The organism is Pseudomonas sp. SMN5 (assembly GCF_052041925.1).
Lineage (GTDB): Bacteria > Pseudomonadota > Gammaproteobacteria > Pseudomonadales > Pseudomonadaceae > Aquipseudomonas.
In genome coordinates this window covers 1-20,354 of record NZ_JBKGGX010000005.1, presented here as the reverse complement: position 1 = coordinate 20,354, position 20,354 = coordinate 1, and the positions used below count along the sequence as shown (strand labels likewise).

At 62.7% G+C, this 20,354-nt stretch carries 19 protein-coding genes; 5 read left to right on the top strand and 14 right to left on the bottom strand.

The window, feature by feature from the left end; all coding sequences use genetic code 11:
- Both ACLEJR_RS06480 and ACLEJR_RS06475 read right to left on the bottom strand, forming a co-directional pair.
- Positions 1-594: a hypothetical protein gene (locus ACLEJR_RS06480; RefSeq protein WP_440812845.1), complete on the bottom strand. Its 594-nt coding sequence runs from the start codon at positions 592-594 to the stop codon at positions 1-3.
- Positions 560-1,297: an SURF1 family protein gene (locus tag ACLEJR_RS06475; RefSeq protein WP_440794431.1), complete on the bottom strand. Its 738-nt coding sequence runs from the start codon at positions 1,295-1,297 to the stop codon at positions 560-562. The genes ACLEJR_RS06480 and ACLEJR_RS06475 overlap by 35 nt, the downstream gene beginning before the upstream one ends.
- Before the next feature lie 70 nt (positions 1,298-1,367).
- Here ACLEJR_RS06475 and ACLEJR_RS06470 point away from each other — a divergent pair, with 70 nt between their 5' ends.
- Positions 1,368-1,571 (top strand): twin transmembrane helix small protein, encoded by a 204-nt coding sequence (locus ACLEJR_RS06470; protein ID WP_440812844.1) that lies wholly within the window; start codon positions 1,368-1,370, stop codon positions 1,569-1,571.
- An 8-nt stretch (positions 1,572-1,579) separates the two neighbouring features.
- Here ACLEJR_RS06470 and ACLEJR_RS06465 read toward each other — a convergent pair whose 3' ends face one another.
- The 4 genes from ACLEJR_RS06465 to coxB form a co-directional block, all read right to left on the bottom strand.
- Positions 1,580-2,467: a cytochrome c oxidase subunit 3 gene (locus ACLEJR_RS06465; RefSeq protein WP_440794427.1), complete on the bottom strand. Its 888-nt coding sequence runs from the start codon at positions 2,465-2,467 to the stop codon at positions 1,580-1,582.
- A gap of 24 nt (positions 2,468-2,491) precedes the next feature.
- Positions 2,492-3,043: a cytochrome c oxidase assembly protein gene (locus ACLEJR_RS06460; RefSeq protein WP_440794425.1), complete on the bottom strand. Its 552-nt coding sequence runs from the start codon at positions 3,041-3,043 to the stop codon at positions 2,492-2,494.
- Positions 3,044-3,174: 131 nt separating this feature from the next.
- Complete coding sequence (gene ctaD, locus ACLEJR_RS06455; protein ID WP_440798948.1) at positions 3,175-4,767, bottom strand: cytochrome c oxidase subunit I; 1,593 nt, start codon at positions 4,765-4,767, stop codon at positions 3,175-3,177.
- An 82-nt stretch (positions 4,768-4,849) separates the two neighbouring features.
- Positions 4,850-5,977: a cytochrome c oxidase subunit II gene (coxB, locus tag ACLEJR_RS06450; protein WP_440812842.1), complete on the bottom strand. Its 1,128-nt coding sequence runs from the start codon at positions 5,975-5,977 to the stop codon at positions 4,850-4,852.
- A 377-nt stretch (positions 5,978-6,354) separates the two neighbouring features.
- Here coxB and ACLEJR_RS06445 point away from each other — a divergent pair, with 377 nt between their 5' ends.
- Positions 6,355-7,005, top strand: a complete 651-nt coding sequence (locus tag ACLEJR_RS06445) for a hypothetical protein (RefSeq protein ID WP_440812840.1) — start codon at positions 6,355-6,357, stop codon at positions 7,003-7,005.
- 195 nt (positions 7,006-7,200) lie between these two features.
- Here the strand turns inward: ACLEJR_RS06445 and ACLEJR_RS06440 are convergent, their stop codons facing one another.
- The 3 genes from ACLEJR_RS06440 to ACLEJR_RS06430 all read right to left on the bottom strand — a co-directional run bounded on the left by ACLEJR_RS06440 (position 7,201) and on the right by ACLEJR_RS06430 (position 10,820).
- Positions 7,201-8,730, bottom strand: a complete 1,530-nt coding sequence (locus tag ACLEJR_RS06440) for a SulP family inorganic anion transporter (protein ID WP_440812838.1) — start codon at positions 8,728-8,730, stop codon at positions 7,201-7,203.
- A gap of 92 nt (positions 8,731-8,822) precedes the next feature.
- Positions 8,823-9,554, bottom strand: coding sequence for a carbonic anhydrase (locus ACLEJR_RS06435; protein ID WP_440812835.1), 732 nt, complete (start codon positions 9,552-9,554; stop codon positions 8,823-8,825).
- 207 nt (positions 9,555-9,761) lie between these two features.
- Entirely contained in the window at positions 9,762-10,820 is a 1,059-nt protein-coding gene (locus ACLEJR_RS06430) for a PA0069 family radical SAM protein (protein ID WP_440812832.1), read from the bottom strand.
- A 195-nt stretch (positions 10,821-11,015) separates the two neighbouring features.
- On the opposite strand from ACLEJR_RS06430, the gene ACLEJR_RS06425 reads away from it, so the two are divergent.
- A complete protein-coding gene (locus ACLEJR_RS06425) occupies positions 11,016-11,696 on the top strand; it encodes a phosphatase domain-containing protein (protein ID WP_440812830.1) in 681 nt (226 codons plus the stop codon).
- Between the two features lie 4 nt (positions 11,697-11,700).
- Here ACLEJR_RS06425 and ACLEJR_RS06420 read toward each other — a convergent pair whose 3' ends face one another.
- From ACLEJR_RS06420 to prlC, 3 genes are all read right to left on the bottom strand, one after another.
- Positions 11,701-13,689, bottom strand: coding sequence for a M3 family metallopeptidase (locus ACLEJR_RS06420; protein ID WP_440812827.1), 1,989 nt, complete (start codon positions 13,687-13,689; stop codon positions 11,701-11,703).
- Between the two features lie 270 nt (positions 13,690-13,959).
- Positions 13,960-14,238, bottom strand: a complete 279-nt coding sequence (locus tag ACLEJR_RS06415; protein WP_440812825.1) for a YheV family putative zinc ribbon protein — start codon at positions 14,236-14,238, stop codon at positions 13,960-13,962.
- Positions 14,235-16,286, bottom strand: coding sequence for an oligopeptidase A (gene prlC / locus ACLEJR_RS06410; RefSeq protein ID WP_440812822.1), 2,052 nt, complete (start codon positions 16,284-16,286; stop codon positions 14,235-14,237). The genes ACLEJR_RS06415 and prlC overlap by 4 nt, the downstream gene beginning before the upstream one ends.
- A gap of 99 nt (positions 16,287-16,385) precedes the next feature.
- Here prlC and ACLEJR_RS06405 point away from each other — a divergent pair, with 99 nt between their 5' ends.
- Complete coding sequence (locus tag ACLEJR_RS06405) at positions 16,386-16,931, top strand: gamma carbonic anhydrase family protein (RefSeq protein WP_440812821.1); 546 nt, start codon at positions 16,386-16,388, stop codon at positions 16,929-16,931.
- A 194-nt stretch (positions 16,932-17,125) separates the two neighbouring features.
- Positions 17,126-17,776, top strand: coding sequence for an HAD family hydrolase (locus ACLEJR_RS06400; RefSeq protein WP_440798926.1), 651 nt, complete (start codon positions 17,126-17,128; stop codon positions 17,774-17,776).
- A 195-nt stretch (positions 17,777-17,971) separates the two neighbouring features.
- Here ACLEJR_RS06400 and ACLEJR_RS06395 read toward each other — a convergent pair whose 3' ends face one another.
- Complete coding sequence (locus ACLEJR_RS06395) at positions 17,972-18,964, bottom strand: AraC family transcriptional regulator (protein WP_440812818.1); 993 nt, start codon at positions 18,962-18,964, stop codon at positions 17,972-17,974.
- A gap of 238 nt (positions 18,965-19,202) precedes the next feature.
- Complete coding sequence (locus tag ACLEJR_RS06390) at positions 19,203-20,207, bottom strand: asparaginase (RefSeq protein ID WP_440812816.1); 1,005 nt, start codon at positions 20,205-20,207, stop codon at positions 19,203-19,205.
- Positions 20,208-20,354 lie beyond the last annotated feature (147 nt).

Genomic DNA, 20,354 nt, shown 5'->3' with positions numbered 1-20,354 from the left:
TCATCCGATGTTCGACAGTTTCAGCAAGTGGCGCAGGTCGTTGAGCAGGTCCTTGCCTTTGACGCGGGCGTCGTAGCGCAGCACCAGGTTGCTGTGGGGGTCGATGATCCACAGCTGCGCGCCGCCGGAGCCCTGGGCGCCTTTTTCATAGGCGGGCAGGTCCAGCGGGTAGCGTTGCAGTTGCGGGTATTCGCGTTGCAACTGGGCGTCGTACTCGGCGTCCAGCGGCTGGGCGATGGCCAGGGCGTGGCTGGCGCGGGCGGCGTCGCGGCCCAGGCCGATCTGCACTTGGCGGGCCAGGTAGACCAGTTGCCGGCAGTCCACCGCGCATTCCTTCGGCGCGGTGACGAGGATCTGCCAGCGCTGTTCATCGGCCTGCACGCCGATCTCGGCGCGGGTCTGGCCGGTGCCGATCAGTTCGCCGTGGTAGCTGCGGCTGTCGGGCACCCAGAACTGGAATTTGTACATGCCGGTGGCGAGGATCATCGGGCCGACGACCCCGAACACGATCAGCAGCAATTGCAGGCGTCCCTTGCGGCGGGTGTGGGCCGAGGGTGCCTCAGACGTGTTGGTTGGATTCATGGCGCTTCCCATGGTGTCTCCCTGCGTTATGCCATCCGAGATAAAGAAAAAGGCCGAACAGCGCCGCCGCCATGGCGAACCACTGCACGGCATAACCGAGGTGTTTTTCCGGGCCCATGCTCACCACCGGCCAATCGGTGCGGTAGGCGCCGGGGCCGCTTTGCTGGCGCAGTTCATAGGCGAAACCGCTGCGGCCCAGTTCGGCCCAGAGCTTGTCCGGCTCGATGGCCGTGACCAGGCGCGGCCACGGCGCGTTGGCCGGGTCGGCGTGCAGTTGGAAGGTGGCGCCCGGCGCGATGTAGACCCAGGCCTGCAGGCTCACGGGGCGTTCGGGAGTGTCGAAGACCGGCGCGGTGCGGCGGTCGGGCCACGGCAGCCAGCCGCGATTGACCAGCAACCACAGGCCACTGGCGTGGTCGAGGAATGGCTGGAGCAATTCGACGCCGACCTTGCCGTCGTGCTGGCGGTTGTCCAACAGGATGCTGTGCTCGGCGTCGAACTGACCGTTGAGCTGCACGGGGCGAAACGCCGGATCGGCCGTGTGTTGCAGCTCGGTGCTGTCCAGCGCCGGCGCGACGCGGCGCTCGGCGTAGGTCTGCATGAGCACGCGTTTCTGTTCGCCCCGGCCCAGTTGCCAGAACCCCAGGCACACCATCACCGGCACCAGCACGGCCACCACCAATGACGGCACGAGGCCCGGCCGGAAGCCGTTCATGGCGCCGTCCGAAAACCGTTGAGCGAGCTAGCTATACTCAGGTGCATTGCGTCCCCCCGGAGTGTTCCTGATGCTAAAAGCAGCCATCGTCCTGATGCTGATTGCGACCGTCGTGAGCCTGTTCGGCGGCCTGTTTTTTCTGGTCAAGGACGGTAGAGAGTCCAATCGGCTGGTCATCGCCCTGGCGGTGCGCGTCAGTCTGGCCGCTGTCACCGTCGGCTTGATCGCCTGGGGTTTTTTCAGCGGCCAGTTGGTATCGCATGCGCCCTGGTAGCGGTTGCCTCAGAGCACGTAGACGAAGATGAACAAGCCGATCCACACCACATCGACGAAGTGCCAGTACCAGCTCGCGGCCTCGAAGCCGAACTGATGCTCGTTGTCGAAGTGCCCGCGCTGGATGCGCATCAGCATCACGAACAGGATGATCGTGCCGATGGTGACGTGGGCGCCGTGAAAACCGGTAAGCATGAAGAACGTCGCGCCGTAGATCCCCGAACCCAAGGTCAGGCCCAGCTCTTTATAGGCGTGGATGTATTCCTCGGCCTGGAACGCCAGGAACGCGCAACCCAGCAGCACGGTGATCGCCAGCCAGAGTTTCAACGCGCCACGATGGCCCTTTTTCAAGGCGTGGTGGGCGATGGTCACGGTGACGCTGGAGCTCACCAGCAGCACGGTGTTGAGCAACGGCAGGCCCCACGGGCTGATGACGTCCTTGGGCGGCGGGAACAGCTTCGAGTCTGGGTTGTTGAGCAGCGGCCAGGTGAACTGGAAGTTCGGCCAGAGCATGTGGGCCAGGCCCTTGGTGCCTTCACCGCCCAGGGCCGGACCGGAGACGTGGCGCACATAAAACAGCGCGCCGAAGAAGGCAATGAAGAACATCACTTCGGAAAAGATGAACCAGCTCATGCCCCAGCGGAACGAGCGGTCGAGCTGTGGGCTGTAGAGCCCGGCGCGGCTTTCCTTGATTACCGCGCCGAACCAGCCGAACAGCATGTAGGCCAGCAACAGGCCACCGACGAAAAAGACCAGCGGGCCGTGGGATTCCGGGCGGGCGGCTTTCAGGTCGTTGAACCAGGTCGCCAGCCCATACACCGTGACGAACATCCCGACCGTGGCGATGATCGGCCATTTGCTCTGGGCCGGAACGTAATAGTGCTCATGAGTTGCCATTTATTGTTCTCCTTATCGGGCACGCTATCGTTCAGTGTTTAGAGCCACCGGTGGATGACGAGCGGTGATATCGAACAGCGTGTAGGACAGCGTCAGGTGCTTCACTTCCTTGGGCATGTCCCGGTCGACGATGAAGCGCATGGGCATTTCGATGCGTTCGCCGGGTTGCAGCACTTGCTGGGTAAAACAAAAGCATTCGGTCTTGTGGAAATAGGCTGCCGCAGTGCTGGGCGAGATACTCGGAACCGCCTGGGCGCTCATCGGCCGGTCGGTGGGGTTGTGGGCGACGAACACCATTTCATTCACGGCCCCCGGCTGGACCACCAATTGGTCACCCTTGGGGAAAAAGTCCCAGGGCATGTCCACCGCATTGGTCGACAGGAACTGCACGCGCACCTGGCGTGATGCATCGACAGTCTGCTCGCCCTCGTACTGCCCGGCGGTCTTGCCATTGATGCCGAACGCCTTGCACATCACGTCGTAGATCGGCACCAGGGCAAAGCCGAAGACAAACATCGCCACCACCACGATCAGCAGGCGGGTGACGAGTTTCTTCAGCGAAATCGAATCAGCCATGGCATCGGCTCCTTGCACCGAACCCTGTGGGAGCGGGCTTGCTCGCGAAGAACGATGACGCGGTGTTTCTGTCAGACCGCGTCGTCTGATTCGCGAGCAAGCCCGCTCCCACAGGAGGCCTGTGTGTCATCTCATTTCACTTCCGGCGGCGTAGTGAAGGTGTGGTAGGGCGCCGGCGATGGCACGCTCCACTCCAGCCCTTCGGCGCCGTCCCATGGCTTGGCCGGTGCCGGTGGGCCGCCACGGATGGTCTTGATCACGATGAACAGGAAGAAGATCTGCGTGGTGCCGAACATGAACGCGCCGATGGACGAGACCATGTTGAAGTCGGCGAACTGCAGGTTGTAGTCGGGAATCCGCCGCGGCATGCCCGCCAGCCCCACGAAGTGCATGGGGAAGAACGCCATGTTCATCCCGATGAACGACAGCCAGAAGTGCAGCTTGCCGAGGGTTTCGTCATACATGTGGCCGGTCCATTTCGGCAGCCAGTAGTACGCCGAGGCGAAGATCCCGAAGATCGCGCCGGGAACCAGCACGTAGTGGAAGTGCGCGACCACGAAGTAGGTGTCCTGGTACTGGAAGTCCGCCGGGGCGATGGCGAGCATCAATCCGGAGAAACCGCCGATGGAAAACAGGATCACGAAGGCCACGGCGAACAGCATCGGCGTCTCGAAGGTCAGCGAGCCTTGCCACATGGTGCTGGCCCAGTTGAACACCTTGACCCCGGTGGGCACGGCGATCAGCAGGGTCGCGTACATGAAGAACAGCTCGCCCACCAGCGGAATGCCCACCACGAACATGTGGTGCGCCCAGACGATGAACGACAGGAACGCAATGGCCGCTGTGGCGTAGACCATCGAGGTGTAGCCGAACAGCGGCTTGCGCGAGAACGCCGGGATGATCGAGCTGACGGCGCCGAAGGCCGGCAGGATCATGATGTACACCTCGGGGTGGCCGAAGAACCAGAACACGTGCTGGAACAGTACCGGGTCACCGCCGCCGGCGGCGCTGAAGAAGCTGGTGCCGAAGTGGATGTCCATCAGCATCATCGTCACGCACCCGGCCAGCACCGGCATCACCGCGATCAGCAGGAACGCGGTGATCAGCCAGGTCCAGACGAACAGCGGCATTTTCATCAGCGTCATGCCGGGGGCGCGCAGGTTGAGGATGGTGGCGATCACGTTGATCGCGCCCATGATCGAGCTGATGCCCATCAGGTGGATCGCGAAAATGAAGAACGTCACGCTTTCCGGCGCATAGGTGGTGGACAGCGGCGCGTAGAAGGTCCAGCCGAAGTTCGGCCCGCCGCCCGGTGTGAACAGCGTGGACACCAGCAGCAGGAACGCCGCCGGCAACAGCCAGAAGCTGAAGTTGTTCATGCGCGGCAGGGCCATGTCCGGCGCGCCGATCATCAACGGGACCATCCAGTTGGCGAGGCCGACGAAGGCCGGCATCACCGCGCCGAACACCATTACCAGGCCATGCATGGTGGTCATCTGGTTGAAGAATTCCGGCTGCACGATCTGCAGGCCGGGTTGGAACAGCTCGGCGCGGATCACCATGGCGAACGAGCCGCCCAGGAGGAACATGGAAAACGCGAACCACAGGTACAGCGTGCCGATGTCCTTGTGGTTGGTGGTCAATACCCAGCGCATCAGACCCTTGGCGGGGCCGTGGGCGTGGTCGGCGCCGGCATGACCGTGGTCATCGATCACAGCACTCATGTCCTGTCTCCTTCGAACGAATGGGCTGGACGGCGCGGGGCAATGAGCCCCGACCGGTTGCGGGAATACACGTCAGGCCGGCTCATTTGCTTTCCGCCTGTTTGAGTTCCAGCACTTCTTTCGGCGTGACCATGTCGCCCTTGTTGTTGCCCCAGGCGTTGCGTTCATAGGTCACGACCGCCGCGATATCGACTTCCGACAACTGCTTGCCGAAGGCGGCCATGGCGGTGCCGGGTTTGCCGTGGTAGACGATGCTCAGGTGATCAGCCTTGGGCCCGGTGGCGATCTTCGAGCCCTTGAGCGCCGGGAACATCGGCGGCAAGCCCTGGCCTTCGGCCTGGTGACAGGCCGCGCAGGTGGTGTGATAGATCTTGTCGCCGCGCTCCTTGAGCTCGTCGAGGGTCCATTCCTTGCTGGTCAGCTCCTTGAGCTGCGCCGCTTCGGCCTTGCGTTCGCCAAGCCATTTCTCGTAATCGGGCTTGCTCTTGACCTCCACCACGATCGGCATGAAGCCGTGGTCTTTGCCGCACAGCTCGGCGCACTGGCCGCGATAGATGCCGGGCTTGTCGACCTTGGTCCAGGCCTCGTTGACGAACCCTGGGATTGCGTCGCGCTTGACCGCGAACGCCGGCACCCACCAGGAGTGGATCACGTCGGCGGACGTCACCAGAAAGCGCACCTTGGCGTCGACCGGCAGCACCAGCGGCTTGTCGACTTCCAGCAGGTAATGCTCGCCCTTGGTGGTCTGGTTATGGATCTGTTCGGCGGGGGTGGCCAGGTTGCTGAAGAACTCGACGTCCTGGCCCAGGTATTTGTAGTGCCACTTCCACTGGTAGCCGGTGATCTGGACATCGATCTCCGACTCGCTGGGGTCGTACATCTTGATCAGGGTGGCGGTGGCGGGAATCGCCATGGCCACCAGGATCAGGAACGGCACGATGGTCCAGAGGATTTCAACGCGGGTGTTTTCGTGAAAGTGCGCCGCATTCTGGCCGGTGGAGCGGCGGTGCATCATCATCGACCAGAACATGGCGCCGAAGACGATGATGCCGATCACCACACAGATCCAGAATATGGTCATGTGCAGGTCGAACACTGCGTGGCTGATCTGTGTCGCTCCAGGCGCCATATTCACAGTCCAGGCTGCTTGCGCCGGGCTGAAAATCGACCACAACAGGAGGCCCATCCATACGTGTGGATGTCGCGTCATTGCGGGTTCCCCTTATCGTTCTTGTTATCCCGTAGGCGTAACGCCTGCGGCAAGGGAGAGCGGCTCCATCAGACTGCGAACTCCACCGCCGTGCCTTGCTGCTTATGCATCGGGTGTCATCAGCTAACTCCATTCAAAACCGAGTATAGACAGCGACTCGAACCTCGCAACGCGATGGTGAAAATCGTTTTTGAAACACAGGGGGCTTGCGCCAGAGCCCGCGAATGGAGAAGGATGCGTCACCAGATGATGGCAAACCGATATAACTTTGACGCATCAAGGAAGAGGGGGTTATGAAAAATAGGTCTTAGGAGTGTTTATTCGCCAGCTAAGTTATGTCTTCCTATTTCATTGCCTTGAGTTTTCCTGGAGTTTTCATGAACACCGCCGCATTGCGCGAGCAGATCCAAAAAGCCCAACAACATGAGGCCCAGACCGGCCAATTGACCCGACAGCTGGAAGCCCAACTGCCACACCTGCACCGTGCCATCCAGTTACCTGAAGTCAACGCCAACGACGTGCTGGCGCGTTTCGTCGCCGCCTACATCGATGAAGTCCCTGACCTGCTGGACGCCGCCAACGACGTCGCCCGGGAAGCGGGGATCGAGTCGCAGATCAAGCCAGTGTTGAAGATCGCCGAGCAGTACTTCCTCCAGCCACCGTCGATCATGGCCGGCCATGTCGGGCTCGACAGCCTGCTGGATGAGGCCTACCTGGCGCACCGGTTCGTTGAAGAGGTCAACGACTTGTATATCAAGCATTTCGGCCAGCCCTTGATCCCCTTGGACATGACGGTCGCCAACCTGATTGCTCACCAGTTGATCGGTGAGGAATTTGCCAACCAACTCGACGAAGTGGTGCACCACGCCTTCGATGAAATGCTCAACGAAGAGACCTTTGCACTGGAGTCGGTAGAAACCTACCGCGAGAAACTCAGCAGCCCGCAAACCGGCGCCGCCTGGAAGCGCTGGCCGTGCATGTCCCGCCGTTTGGGCGTCGGCCTGGAGCTGGAACAGCCGGTGGCTTGAGCGAGATTGAAACCTCAACCCCTGTGGGAGCGAGCTACTCACTTAAGGCATTCACTGAGCCCGTGGCGAGGGAGCTTGCTCCCGCTTGAGTGCGAAGCACTCATAAAATGGGCCTGCTGCGCAGTCCAGCGGGAGCAAGCTCCCTCGCCACAATGAATCAAGCAAACTTTAAGTGAGCGGTTGCCTGTGGGGGCCTCAGGCAGACGCTGCACCCACCCCCACATTCGTCCGCAACCTTCCTTCCAATCGACGCTTGAGCCCGCGGGATTCGATCAGCAGTTTCGAGCCCTTGCTGGCGTTCGCTCGGCCCCATTCTTCCAGCAGCTCCAGGCAGGAGTGGTCGATGTAGCTCAGGTTGTTGAGCGGCACGTGTACCGTCGCGCCCTCGGGAATGGTGCCCAGCACTTGGGTCAGCGCCGGGACCTTGAGAAAGGTGGCCGCGCCGACCAGGCGCAGTTCCATCTCGCCTTCCTGGGGCAGGTCGATCAGGCTGATTTTCAGGCGCGAGGCTTTCCAGGCCAGTTTCGCCAGGGTCAGGCCGAAACCGATCAGCACGCCGGTCAGCAGGTCGGTGAAGATGATCGCCAAGGCCGTCGCGGCATAGGTGAACATCGGCATCCGGCCATAGCGGCCCAGGCCACGGAAGGCCTTGAGGTCCACCAGTTTGAAACCGGTGTACACCAGCACGCCCGCCAGGCTCGCCACCGGAATGCTTTGCAGCACGCTGGACAGCAACAGCACGAACAACAGCAACCACAAGCCATGGAAAATCGTCGACATCCGCGTGGTCGCGCCGGCCTGGACGTTGGCCGAGCTGCGCACGATCACGCCGGTCATCGGCAGGGCGCCGAGCAGGCCGCAGAGCATGTTGCCGATGCCTTGAGCCGACAGCTCCCGGTCGAAGTCCGCACGCTCACCGCTGTGCATGCGGTCCACCGCCGCCGCTGACAGCAAGGTCTCGGCGCTGGCGATGAAGGCCACGGCGAACGCGGCGATCAGCACGCTCGGGTCGGCCAGGTTCAGCAGATCCGCGGGGCGCAGCCAGTCGATGGCTTCGGCGAGGTTTTCCGGGACTTCCACCCGCTTGACCTGCAACGCCAGCATCAGGCTGGCAATCGTCGCCAAACCCACGCCGAGCAAGGCGCCGGGGATGAAACGCAGACTGTGGGGGCGCAGCTTTTCCCACAGCCACATCACTGCAATCGTCGACAGGCCCAGCAAGCCAGCCTGCCAGCCAAACGACGGCAAGGCCTGGGCCAGGGCGCCAGGAAACGCGGTCAGGTTTTCCAGCCCGGACGGTTTGGGCGCCGCGTCGATCATCACATGCACCTGGGACAACACGATCAGCACGCCGATACCGGCCAACATTCCGTAGACCACCGCCGGCGCCGTCACCCGGAACCAGCAGCCCAGGCGAAAACGCCCGGCCAGCAGTTGCAAAAGCCCGGCCAGCAGCAGGATCGGCCCGAGCATGGCCACGCCGTGCTGGCGTACCAATTCGAACACCAACACCGCCAGGCCCGCGGCCGGGCCGCTGACTTGCAGCTTGGAGCCGGCCAGGAAACCGACGATCAGTCCGCCGACGATCCCGGTGATCAGGCCCTTGGCGGGCGGCAGGCCGGACGCGATGGCGATGCCCATGCACAAGGGCAGCGCCACCAGAAACACCACCACCGAAGCCAGCAGCTCCCGTGGCAGGACAGCTTTTAATTGAGCAGCACGCATGGAGACTCTCCCGACGTTTTCTTCAGGCATGGCAAGGCCCTCCCGCCCGAACGGCAGGCAGGGCAGAACCACGCAAGGATGTTTAGGAGCGGTTAGAAGCGCGCTTTGGGCGTCGCCACCGGGATCGGATGGCTGCCATCGAGCGGCAGGAAACGGCCCTGGTCCGCGTCGAAGGCTTTGATCTCGCTGGTCTCGATGTTGTACACCCAACCGTGGATGAACAACTGACCGCTGGCCATGCGCGAAGCCACCGAGGGATGCGTTCGCAGATGGTGCAGCTGCGCGATCACGTTCTCTTCGGTGAGGATGGGCATGGTCTGTTTTTCGTCGCCGCACGGGCAGTTGTCATGGATCATGGTCTTGGCCACTTCGGCGTGGCGCAACCAGGCTTTGACCGTGGGCATCTTCTCCAGGGTCTCGGGGTTGAGGACTGCGCGCATGGCACCGCAATCGGAATGGCCGCAGACGATGATGTGCTGCACGCCGAGGGCCAGTACCGCGTATTCGATGGCGGTGGAAACGCCGCCGTTCATTTGCCCGTACGGCGGAACGACGTTGCCCACGTTACGGGTCACGAACAGATCGCCAGGAGAACTATGGGTGATCAACTCGGGCACGATGCGCGAGTCGGCGCAGGTGATGAACATCGCCCGGGGTGCCTGGGCGGTGGCGAGTTTCTTGAAGAGTTCTTCCTGCTGGGGGAAGACCTCGTGATGGAAATGCAAAAAGCCGTCAACAATGTGCTGCAGCGCTGCATCGGCGGTCTCCGCCTGGGGTTGGGCTGAAGCCGACGCAGCCAACGGCTGTTTATCCTTGTCACTCATGATTCATCCTCTTTGAGACGCCAGTGGCTGTTGAAAAACGTCCAGGTCGAAAGGCCCGACCCATCAGTCACTCGATGAACAAGGTAGCGGCCGAAACTTAACTCAAACTGAATCGAAGGCTCTAGGACGTAGATTCCCAAGCGTGACCAGAACGCTTGGAACCCCGGACCGCCGGTATGCCGAGCCCCAATTTAAGGGCAACCGTATTTAAATCAAAGACATCTGTCGACCCGGCGGACAGAAGGCCTCGCAATCGAGATTGTAACCTTCGCGGCGATTGAGCCCCAGGCGCTTGATCGCCTTGGTGAAGCGCTGGGCCAGCAGCTCGGCGAACGGCCCTTCGCCACGCATGCGTTTGCCGAACTGACTGTCGTACAGCTCGCCGCCACGGCTCTGGCGCACCAGGCTCAGCACATGGGCGACGCGCTGCGGGTAGTGCGCCTGCAACCATTCTTCGAACAGTGGCGCCACCTCCAAAGGCAGGCGCAACATGATGTAGGAAGCCGTCTGGGCGCCGGCGGCATGGGCTTCGGCCAGCAGCGCCTCGATCTCGCTGTCGTTGATCATCGGAATCATCGGTGCACACAGCACCCCCACCGGGATTCCCGCCTCGCGCATGACCCTGATCGCCCGCAACCGCGCCTTGGGCGCCGCCGCCCGAGGTTCGAGGATGCGCTTGAGTTCATCATCCAGCGTGGTGAGGCTGATCATCACCGCCACCAGCCGCTGTTTCGCAAGTTCGGCCAGCAGGTCCAGGTCCCGCAGGATCAGCGAGCCCTTGGTCACGATGGTCACCGGATGCCGGTAGCGCAGCAGCACTTCGAGGATCCGCCGAGTGATTCGTTGCTCGCGTTCGATGGGCTGATAAGGATCGGTGTTGGAGCCCAGGGCGATCGGCGCGCACTGGTAGCCGCGCTTGGACAGTTGCTCTTCCAGCACATCGGCGGCGTTGGTCTTGGCGATCAGCTTCGTTTCGAAATCCAGCCCTGGCGAGAGATCCCAGTACGCATGGCTGGGCCGCGCAAAGCAATAAATGCAGCCATGCTCGCAGCCGCGATAAGGGTTGATCGAGCGATCGAACGGAATGTCCGGCGAGGTGTTGCGGGTAATGATGGTCTTGGCCGTCTCGATGCGCACTTCGGTGCCCTGGGTCGGCGGTACTTCGTGGTACCAGCCGTCATCCTCGGCCACCGAACGACTCGGCGCGAAGCGATTGTGCGGGTTGGCAGCGGTGCCACGGCCGCGAGGCGGAAGAGGAGCTGACATGGGGGTACTCCGAAAACTGTATGTGCATACAGTATCTTCCCCTCGCGGTTCAGGCCAGTGCCGTTTGGCAGGCCGACCTCACGCCATGATGAAATCGCAGCCAGTTCACAACGCTTTGACGTCCTTGTTACGGGTTTTTAACCGGGGCGAACCGAAACTGCTGGCCTTCTATTTCATGGTCGCGGTCGTCCGTACATGCTCAAGCTCTGTTTTGGTTCACTGCTGTGCCTCGCCCTGTTCGCCGGATTTGCCCAGACCGCGGCCCAGGCGGCCGATGCCACTGAAACCCGACCGCCGGAATGGGCCCAGCCAGTGGAAAAGGACTACAACCTTTACCAGATGTCCCCCACGCTCTACCGCAGTTCGCTGCCGGACGGCGGGGCCCTGCCATTGCTGACGAAACTCAGGATCGGCACGGTCATCACCTTTCTGCCGGAGTCTGACGCACGCTGGCTGTCCACACCGGGCATTGAGCAGGTGCAGTTGCCTTACCGCACCAATCACGTCGACGACAGCGACATACTCAAGGCCTTGCGCGCGGTGCAGGCCGCCGAAGCCAAGGGGCCGGTGCTGATGCACTGCAAGCATGGCTCGGACCGCACCGGGCTGGTGGCCGCCATGTACCGGGTGGTGGTGCAGGGCTGGAGCAAGGAAGACGCGCTGAACGAAATGACTGAAGGGGGCTTCGGTGACAGTCACCACTTCAAGGACGGGGTGCGCTACATGATGCAGGCCGATGTGGAAAAACTTCGCACCGCGTTGGCGAACGGCGATTGCAGTACCAGCGTATTTGCCCTTTGCTCCCTGGAAAGCTGGGTCAACTCGACGACGCCGCCCCGACACCTGGATCCGCAAGCGGCCCTTCCCGGTCACTGATCGATCAAGTAGCCGAGAAAGCCGCTATGGACTCAGCCAGAGGCCGCGAATCCCCTGGAGCGAAAATGGTTTCCCGTAGCGCTCGTCCCGTTGCCGGGTTGAACAGCCCCTCGCGTTGGAATCGGCGGAACACCGTGACAGCCATCTCCTTCGACCAGGCGTAGGCGTAGATCCGTGCGCCATAGCCTGTCACCAGATAGTCCAGGCTATTGGCCCAGCGGTCATTTTCCGTCATCGGCAAGTGCCCGACCTCCGCGCTGGCATATTCGTAGACCTGCTGCACGCTGCGCCCGTCGCCATGGGTGCGGTGCAGCTCGATGTCGAACAATGCGTCGCGCAACAGGGCGGCGGTTTCCCAACTGGCCTGGGTCGTGGCGAAGGCCAGCAGTTGATCGGCGACCTCGTCAGGCATCGTCGCGCCGGTCTGATGATGCTTCGAAACGCGCACCAGGCACTGTTTGGAGAAGCACCATTGTTCGAACAACACCCCGGCAAATTCGGCGGTGTCGCGGGACAGGCCGGTGATGCCTGACAGGTCGCGATATTCGGCACGGGTCAGGACATGTTGCAGGCAGTGGCCGAACTCATGGAACAGGATTCGCAATTGCAGATGATCGAGCAGCACCGGTTCCGGTCCCGAGCTGCGCGGTAGCCAGGCATGCAGCGCGGCGATGGGATGCCGGGGCCGGCCTTCGGCGGTGATCTGGCGATTGCGCAGTGTGGTGGTGTTGGGAAAGCCGTCTCGGTGGCTGTCCGCGAACGGGTCGAAATAGAGATAGCCAATCACCGCACCCCATTCGCTGACCTCGAAAAGACGCACGTCCGGGTGCCAGGTCGCCACGTCCTGGCGCTCGGTGAAGGTCACCCCGAACAGCTGCGTTGCGATCAGCAGCAGCTGTGAAAATGTCGACTCCAGCTCGAACCAGGCGCTCAGTGCCTGCCTGGAAATACCCGCTGTCTGCTGGCGAAGCCGGTTCGCCAGGTAGGGGTAGTCCCAGGGCTGGAGTTGGTTGAAACCTTGCTGTGCGGCAAACACCTTTAGCTGCTGGGCGTCGTGCTTGAACATCCGGCGCTGTCGTTCCAGCTGTGCCCGCAGGAACGCCAGGACTTCCTCGGTGGACGCGGCTTGCTCCGGCTCGACCGCCATTTGGGCAAAGTCGCTGTAGCCCAGGGCCCTGGCGTACTGATGACGGTCGCCGAGCAATTGCCTGAGGACATCGCCGTTGTCGAACTGGCCGGCCTGAGGGCCTTGGTCCGAGGCGCGGGTGCTGTAGGCCTCGTACATTTCCTGGCGCAACAGGCGATTGTCGGCATAGTGGGTCACGATGCGAAACGATTCATCGCTCAGGGTCAGCAACCATCCTGAGTGACCGGCGTTTTTTGCCTGGAGGGCCATCTGTTGCTTGAAGGATGATGGCAGGCCGCTCAGCCGGGTTTCGTCGTCAACGGTTTTGCTCCAGGCTTTGTTGGCCAGGTGCAGGTTTTCCAGGAACAGCCCCTGCACCTCTTTCATGCGCAGTTTCAACAGGCTCAGGTCGGCCGGCAGGCTGTCAGCCGAGCCGTTCTGCTGGAATTCGCGAAGGATTTTCTCCAGGGCGCGTTTGCGAGGCGCTGAAAAATGCTGGGCAATCTGGCTGCTCGCCAGGCGTTGATAGAGCGTGAACAGCGCGGGATGCCGTTTCAACGACGCCTGGAAGTCATGCAGCCGGTCGTTGCAATCAAACGCGGCCCGCGCCCAGGCGTCGCCGGTCCGGGTCGTGGTCAAAACGTGCAGCAGATAACCGAAGCCTTCCAGGCGTGTGTGGATTCCATCCATCGCCAGCACGAGATCGTCCCAGGTGGGAAAGGGCGTCTGGGTTCGGATGATGTCGGCCACTTGAGCGTGGCTCTGGGCAAGGAGGCGGTCGAGGGCCGGCGCGAAATGCCGGGCCTGGATCTGGGCAAACGGCGGCAGGTCATAGGCCTGCAACAGCGGATTGTCTTCGTCGAGCATGGAAAGCTTCCTGTGAGTCTGGGCTTGATGGCCAGTCTGCAAAGGAAGGGAAGCGCGCCTGCGGTAACTATGTATCGCCCCCGGGGTGGGGGTGATACCGGATCATTCAGTCCGCTCACTTACGACAGGATGAATACATTTGTGGCGAGGGAGCTTGCTCCCGCTTGGGTGCGCAGCACCCACAAGAAGGGGCCGCTACGCTCCCCAGCGGGAGCAAGCTCCCTCGCCACGGGTTTCGCGCTGTCCTTTAGTGAACAGCATAAGGTTCATTCAGTCGGGTTTCTTCTTCAACTTGGGGTTGGGGAAGAATTGCACCGCCTGGACCTTGGCGTCCGGCACTTTGAGCGTTGAGGTGTTGACCCGGGTACCCAATTCCTTGGGCACCGACAGGCCTTGCTCGTTGAGCGTGTCGCTGTAACCGCAGGCCACGCACTCGCGGTGCGGTACGCCGTCTTCGTTCCACATCATCAATTTGTCCGGCTCACTGCACGCCGGGCAGACCGCCCCGGCGATGAAGCGTTTCTTGGTAATCACAGGCCCCTCACTCATGCTGCCGCGTCCTCGCTCAGGCCGCTGTGGCGCAAGAGTGCGTCAATCGACGGCTCGCGGCCACGGAAGTCGACGAACAGCACCATCGGCTCCTGGGAACCGCCACGGGCGAGGATGGCTTCGCGGAAGGCGCGGCCGGTGTCGGCATTGAGTACGCCTTCTTCCTCGAATCTGGAGAACGCATCGGCCGACAGCACTTCGGCCCATTTGTAGCTGTAGTAGCCCGCCGCATAACCGCCGGCGAAAATGTGGGCGAAGCTGGTGGGGAAGCGGTTGTAGGCCGGCGGACGCATCACCGAGACTTCGTCGCGCACGCCTTCGAGCACTTGCGCCACGCTGCGACCGTCGCCGTGGGTGGCGTGCAGTTCGAAGTCGAAGAGCGAGAACTCCAGTTGGCGGACCATCATCAGCCCGGACTGGAAGTTCTTCGCCGCGAGCATCTTCTCCAGCAGGTCCTGGGGCAGCGGTTCGCCGGTTTCGTAGTGGCCGGAAATCAGCGCCAGGCCTTCCGGCTCCCAGCACCAGTTCTCCATGAACTGGCTCGGCAGTTCCACTGCGTCCCAGGCCACGCCGTTGATGCCGGACACGCCGGCATGATCGACGCGGGTCAGCAGGTGGTGCAGGCCATGGCCGAATTCGTGGAACAGGGTGGTGACTTCGTCGTGGGTCAACAGCGCCGGTTTGCCGCTGTCGGCCGGGGTGAAGTTGCACACCAGGTTGGCGACCGGGCTTTGCAGCACGCCGTCGACGGTGCGACGACGGTCGCGGGCACCGTCCATCCAGGCGCCGCCGCGCTTGTTGGCGCGGGCGTAGAGGTCGAAGAAGAAGCGACCGACGTGCTGGCCGTTTTCCTTGATCTCGAACAGGCGTACGTCCGGGTGCCAGCTGTCGAAACCCTTCAGCTCGGCGATCTCGATGCCGTACAGGCGTTGCACGATGGCGAACAGGCCGCTGAGCACTTTGTCGATCGGGAAGTAGGCGCGCAGGGCTTCCTGGGCGACGCTGTAGCGTTGCTGGCGCAGTTTTTCACCGTAGAAACCGCTGTCCCAGCTTTGCAGGTCGGGGCAGCCCTGTTCGGCGGCGAAGGCTTTGAGCTGTTCCAGGTCCTGGGCGGCGAACGGTTTGCTGCGTTTGGCCAGGTCGCGCAGGAAGCTCAGCACCTGATCGCTGGATTCAGCCATCTTGGTCGCCAGGCTCAACTCTGCGAAGTTGGCGAAGCCCAGCAATCGGGCCAGTTCCTGGCGCAGGTCGAGGATCTGTTCCATCACCGGGCCGTTGTCATTCTGGCCGGCGTTCGGACCCTGGTCCGAGGCGCGGGTGCAGTAGGCGGCGTAGACTTCTTCGCGCAGGGCGCGGTCTTCGGCGTAGGTCATCACCGCGTAATAGCTGGGGAATTCCAGGTTGATCAGCCAACCGTCCAGCCCCTTGGCCTGGGCGGCCGCAGCCATTTGCGCCTTGGCCGAGTCGGTCAGGCCAGCGAGGGCGGCTTCATCGGTGACGTGCTTGGTCCAGGCCTGGGTCGCGTCCAGCAACTGGTTGGAGAAGCGACTGCCCAGCTCGGACAGCTTGCTCTGCACCTCGGCGTAGCGCTTTTGCTGCTCGGGCGGCAGGTCGATGCCCGACAGGCGGAAGTCCCGCAGGGAATGTTCGAGGATGGTTTTCTGCGCGACGTCAAAGCCGGCAGCTTCGGGGCTGTTCGCCAAGGCTTCGAAGGCCTGGAACAACTCGCGGTTCTGGCCCAGCTCGGTTGAGTAGGCACTCAATGCCGGCAGGCAGGCCTCGTAGGCTTCGCGCAATTCAGGGCTGTTGCGCACGGCGTTCAAATGGCTGACCGGGCTCCAGGCGGCGCCCAGGCGGTCATTGAGCTCGTCCATCGCCAGCACCAGGCCGGCCCAGGACGGTTGTTGACCCTGGGTCTTGAGGATTTCAGCGATGGCGGCGCGGTTGTCAGCCAGGATCTGTTCGATGGCCGGTTGCACATGCTCGGCACGGATCGCCGAGAATGGCGGCAGGTCGTAGGGCTGCAAAAGAGGATTGTTCACGCTCACGGTTGGCACCTTGGCTGGAAGAAACTTGCAGCCATAGTAATTACAATCGACGTCCACCGCAGCTAGCAGCGCCTATCAGTAGCAGAGAGAGAGCCTATCGTGACCCTTCGCACGTACCAGAATCACCGCCCGCGGCTTGCCCGAGGTGCCTTTGTCGACAACACCTCGGTGGTGATCGGCGACGTCGAAATCGGCGAAGACAGCTCCGTCTGGCCGCTGACGGTCATCCGCGGCGACATGCACCGCATCCGCATCGGCGCCCGCACCAGCGTGCAGGATGGCTGCGTGCTGCACATCACCCACGCAGGTCCCTTCAACCCCGATGGCTTCCCGTTGCTGATCGGCGACGACGTGACCATCGCCCACAAAGTCATGCTGCACGGCTGCTCGGTGGGCAGCCGGGTATTGATCGGCATGGGCAGCATCGTCATGGACGGCGCGGTGGTCGAGGACGACGTGATCATTGGCGCCGGCAGCCTGGTGCCGCCGGGCAAACGCCTGGAAAGCGGCTTCCTGTACGTGGGCAGCCCGGTCAAACAGGCGCGGCCGCTGACCGACAAGGAACGAGCGTTTTTCACCTACAGCGCGGCGAACTACGTGAAGCTCAAGGATTTGCACCTGGCGGAAGGTTACGATCAGGTTTGAGGCGCCCGCTGTCGATCACGGTGATTCATCGTGGCGAGGGAGCTTGCTCCCGCTGGGCTGCGAAGCAGTCCTCTTTTTTTTGTGAGCGCTTCGCGCTGGAGCGCCAGCCCGGTCAAGCGGGAGCAAGCTCCCTCGCCACGTACTCGTTTCAGTCCTTAAAATGGACGGCAATTGCACCGCTGCTGGGAGCTTTCATGCACCACCAAACCCTACTCTTCGACCTCGACGGCACCCTTACCGACCCGCGCGAAGGCATCACCCGTTCGATTCAGTTCGCCCTGGGCAAACTGGGCATCGACGAACCCGACCTGACCCGCCTCGAACATTTCATCGGCCCGCCGCTGTTGCAGGCGTTCATGCAGTTCTACGACTTCGACGAAGCGAAGGCTTGGGAAGCGGTGAATTTCTATCGCGAGCGGTTCAAGGTCACCGGGTTGTATGAAAACCGCGTCTTCGACGGCGTGCTGCCGTTGCTGGAAACCCTGGGCAGCCAGGGCCGGCAGTTGTACATCGCGACGTCCAAGCCCTGGGTCTTCGCCCGGGAAATCGCCCGCCACTTCGACTTCGCCCGGCACTTCAAAGTGATCTATGGCAGCGAACTGGACGGCACCCGCACCGATAAAGTCGAATTGATCGCCCACCTGCTCGCTGAAGAAGGCCTCGACCCAAACGACACATTGATGATCGGCGACCGCAAACACGACCTGATCGGTGCCCGCAGCAACGGCTTGAGCGCAGTGGCGGTGGGCTACGGGTTCGGCAGCCACGAAGAACTCAGCGCCGAAAGCCCGGCGTATCACTTCCAGACGGTGGATGAGTTGCACCGGGCTTTTTTGCGGGATTGATGAAAGCGCTTTCGCGAGCAGGCTCGCTCCCACAGTGTTCCGAGGTGTTCGCAAAAATGCGTGATCGCCGCCAATACCTGTGGGAGCGAGCCTGCTCGCGATGAGGGCAGCCGGTGCGGGGCGGCTTTGCCGCCCAGCGGGAGCAAGCTCCCTCGTCACGGGGCTAGCGGTTGTGCATGAAGCCCTGGTTTGGTTTCAGCTCCTGAACTGGCTCGGCGCGACGCCGCTCCAGCGTACAAAGGCGTGGCGGAAGCTGGCGGTTTCGCTGAAGCCCAGCTTTTCGGCGATCCGGTAGATCGGCAGTTGGGCTTCGCAGAGCATTTGCTTGGCCCGCTCGAAGCGCAGCTCGTCCAGCAAGTCCTGGTAGCTGCAACCCAGGCCCTTGAGGTGTCGGCGCAAGGTGCGTGCCGAGCAGTTCATCTGTTCGGCCAGGCCTTCCAGGCCGGGGGCGGCGTCCAGTTGGGCGTCGAGCAGTTGGCGGATTCGCCCGAGCCAGGCCTGGCGGCCGGTGAATTCGGTGTTTTGCCGGCGGCAGCGTTCGGCCATGGCCTGGTGCGTGATCGGGTCGGCCAGCGGCAGCGGTTGTGCGAGCCAGCGCCGGTCGAAGGCGAACGCATTGTCGAGGCTGTCGAACTGCACCGGGCAATCGAAGCAGGTCCCATAGCGCCCTTGGTAATCGGGCGCCGGGTGTTCGAAGCGCGCCGCGTGCAGGGGCAGCGGGTGGCCGAGCAGGTCGTTGCAGATGACTTTCAGCGAAACCATGCAGAACTCGGCATTGAACGCGGCCAGGGCCGGGTCCTCCCGGTAGTTGCTGGCGCTGAACCAGATGTGCTCGCCGTCTTCCACCAGGCTCAGGTCGAAAAGTGTTCCCAATAGCGCCGGGTAGCGCAGCGCCAGTTGCAGGGCGTCACCTAAGGTGGCACTGGTGAGCAGGGCATAGCCGAGCATGCCGTAGGACGAAACGTGCATGCTGCGCCCCAACTCCAGGCCGATGTCGCGCTTGAGGGCCACGGCGTTGGCGCAGACCTGCAGTTCCTGGTTGGTGGTGATGCGCGTGTCGGCGCGGCTCAGGTCCGCCGGGCTGATGCCGCTGCCGGCCAGCAATACCTCACCGGACAGCCCTTCGTGTTCAAAGGTGCTGAGGACCAGGGAGACGGCGTTAAGGGTGGTGAGGTGGGAATGCAGCATGTCCGTTTCCAGCCTTGGGAAGCTGGAAACGGAGCAAGTTATATGCCGGGTACTTTAGTGTGACGTCGCTGTTGTGGCGAGGGAGCTTGCTCCCGCTGGGCTGCGCAGCAGCCCCCAACAGGCAACCGGCTCTATCCAGGTCAAATGGCGCTGTCTGCTTTACGACTGCTGCGCAGCCGAGCGGGAGCAAGCTCCCTCGCCACAAAAGCCCCTCACCACAAGTTGATGGAGGGCCGTGTCAGATAAGCTCACCACACAGATCCAGCTCAACCAGCCGCCGAACCTCTTCCACCGCCAGCCCGGCGCCAATCAACGCCTGCAACTTGCCGAACGCCGCCTCGCGGGTCATGCCGCCGCCGGACAGCACGCCGACCCCGCGCAAACGGCTGCCGGCCTCGTAGACGTCCAGCTCGACGCCGCCTTCATGGCATTGCGTCACCGCTACGACCACCACGCCATTGTCCCGTGCCCGCGCCAGGCTGGCGAGGAAGGCCGGGTTGTCGCTTGGCCCGGTGCCGCTGCCGTAGCATTCCAGCACCAGCCCCTTTACGCCGCTGCCCAACAGGCCGTCGACGATTTCGGCGCTGATGCCGGGGAATAGCGGCAGCGCGGCGACATTTGCCAGCTGCTTGGGCTGGTCGTAATTCAATTGCGCAGACAAGGACGCGGCTTTCACGCCACCGCCCTGGCGCTCCAGGCGCTTGAACGGATGGCGACCGAAGCTGCGCACCTTCGCGCAGCGGGTCGGCGCCAGCAGCTCACCGTGGAAATACAGATGCACGCCCGGCGCCAGGCCCTGGCCGAGGGCGACCAGCGCGCCGCTGAGGTTTTCCCAGGCATCGCTGTCGGTCACGCCGGCCGGCAGCATCGAGCCGGTAAAGCACACTCGTGCATGCAGGCCCAGCAGTTGGAAACTCATGGCCGCGGCACTGTAGGCCAGGGTGTCGGTGCCGTGCAGGATCAGCACGCTGTCGCAGCCCTGCACATCCACGGCATCGACCACCGCTTCGCGCAGTTGCTGCCAGTACGCCGGGGTCATGTTGGCGCTGTCGATCAGCGGCGCCATTTCCCGGAAGCGCCATTGCGGAATGACGAGTTCGGGCTGGCTGTGCAGGTAGTCGCGCATCCGCGCTTCGAAGCCGGACGCCGGGGCCAGGCCGTTGGCGCTGGCCTGCATGCCGATGGTGCCGCCGGTATAGAGCACCATGACGTGCTGGGCGGCAGGGTAAGAGGCGGAATTCATTGATGGGTCTCCTGGACGAATACACCTTGCGCCGCAGCATGCCTGCGTGCGCAAGGTGTGTCACGTCGAGTGGCAGGACGCCACTCGTTGCGGTCTGTCGCGGGGGGGGGGGGGGGGGAAACAACAAAGGGGAGACGAAGCGCGTTC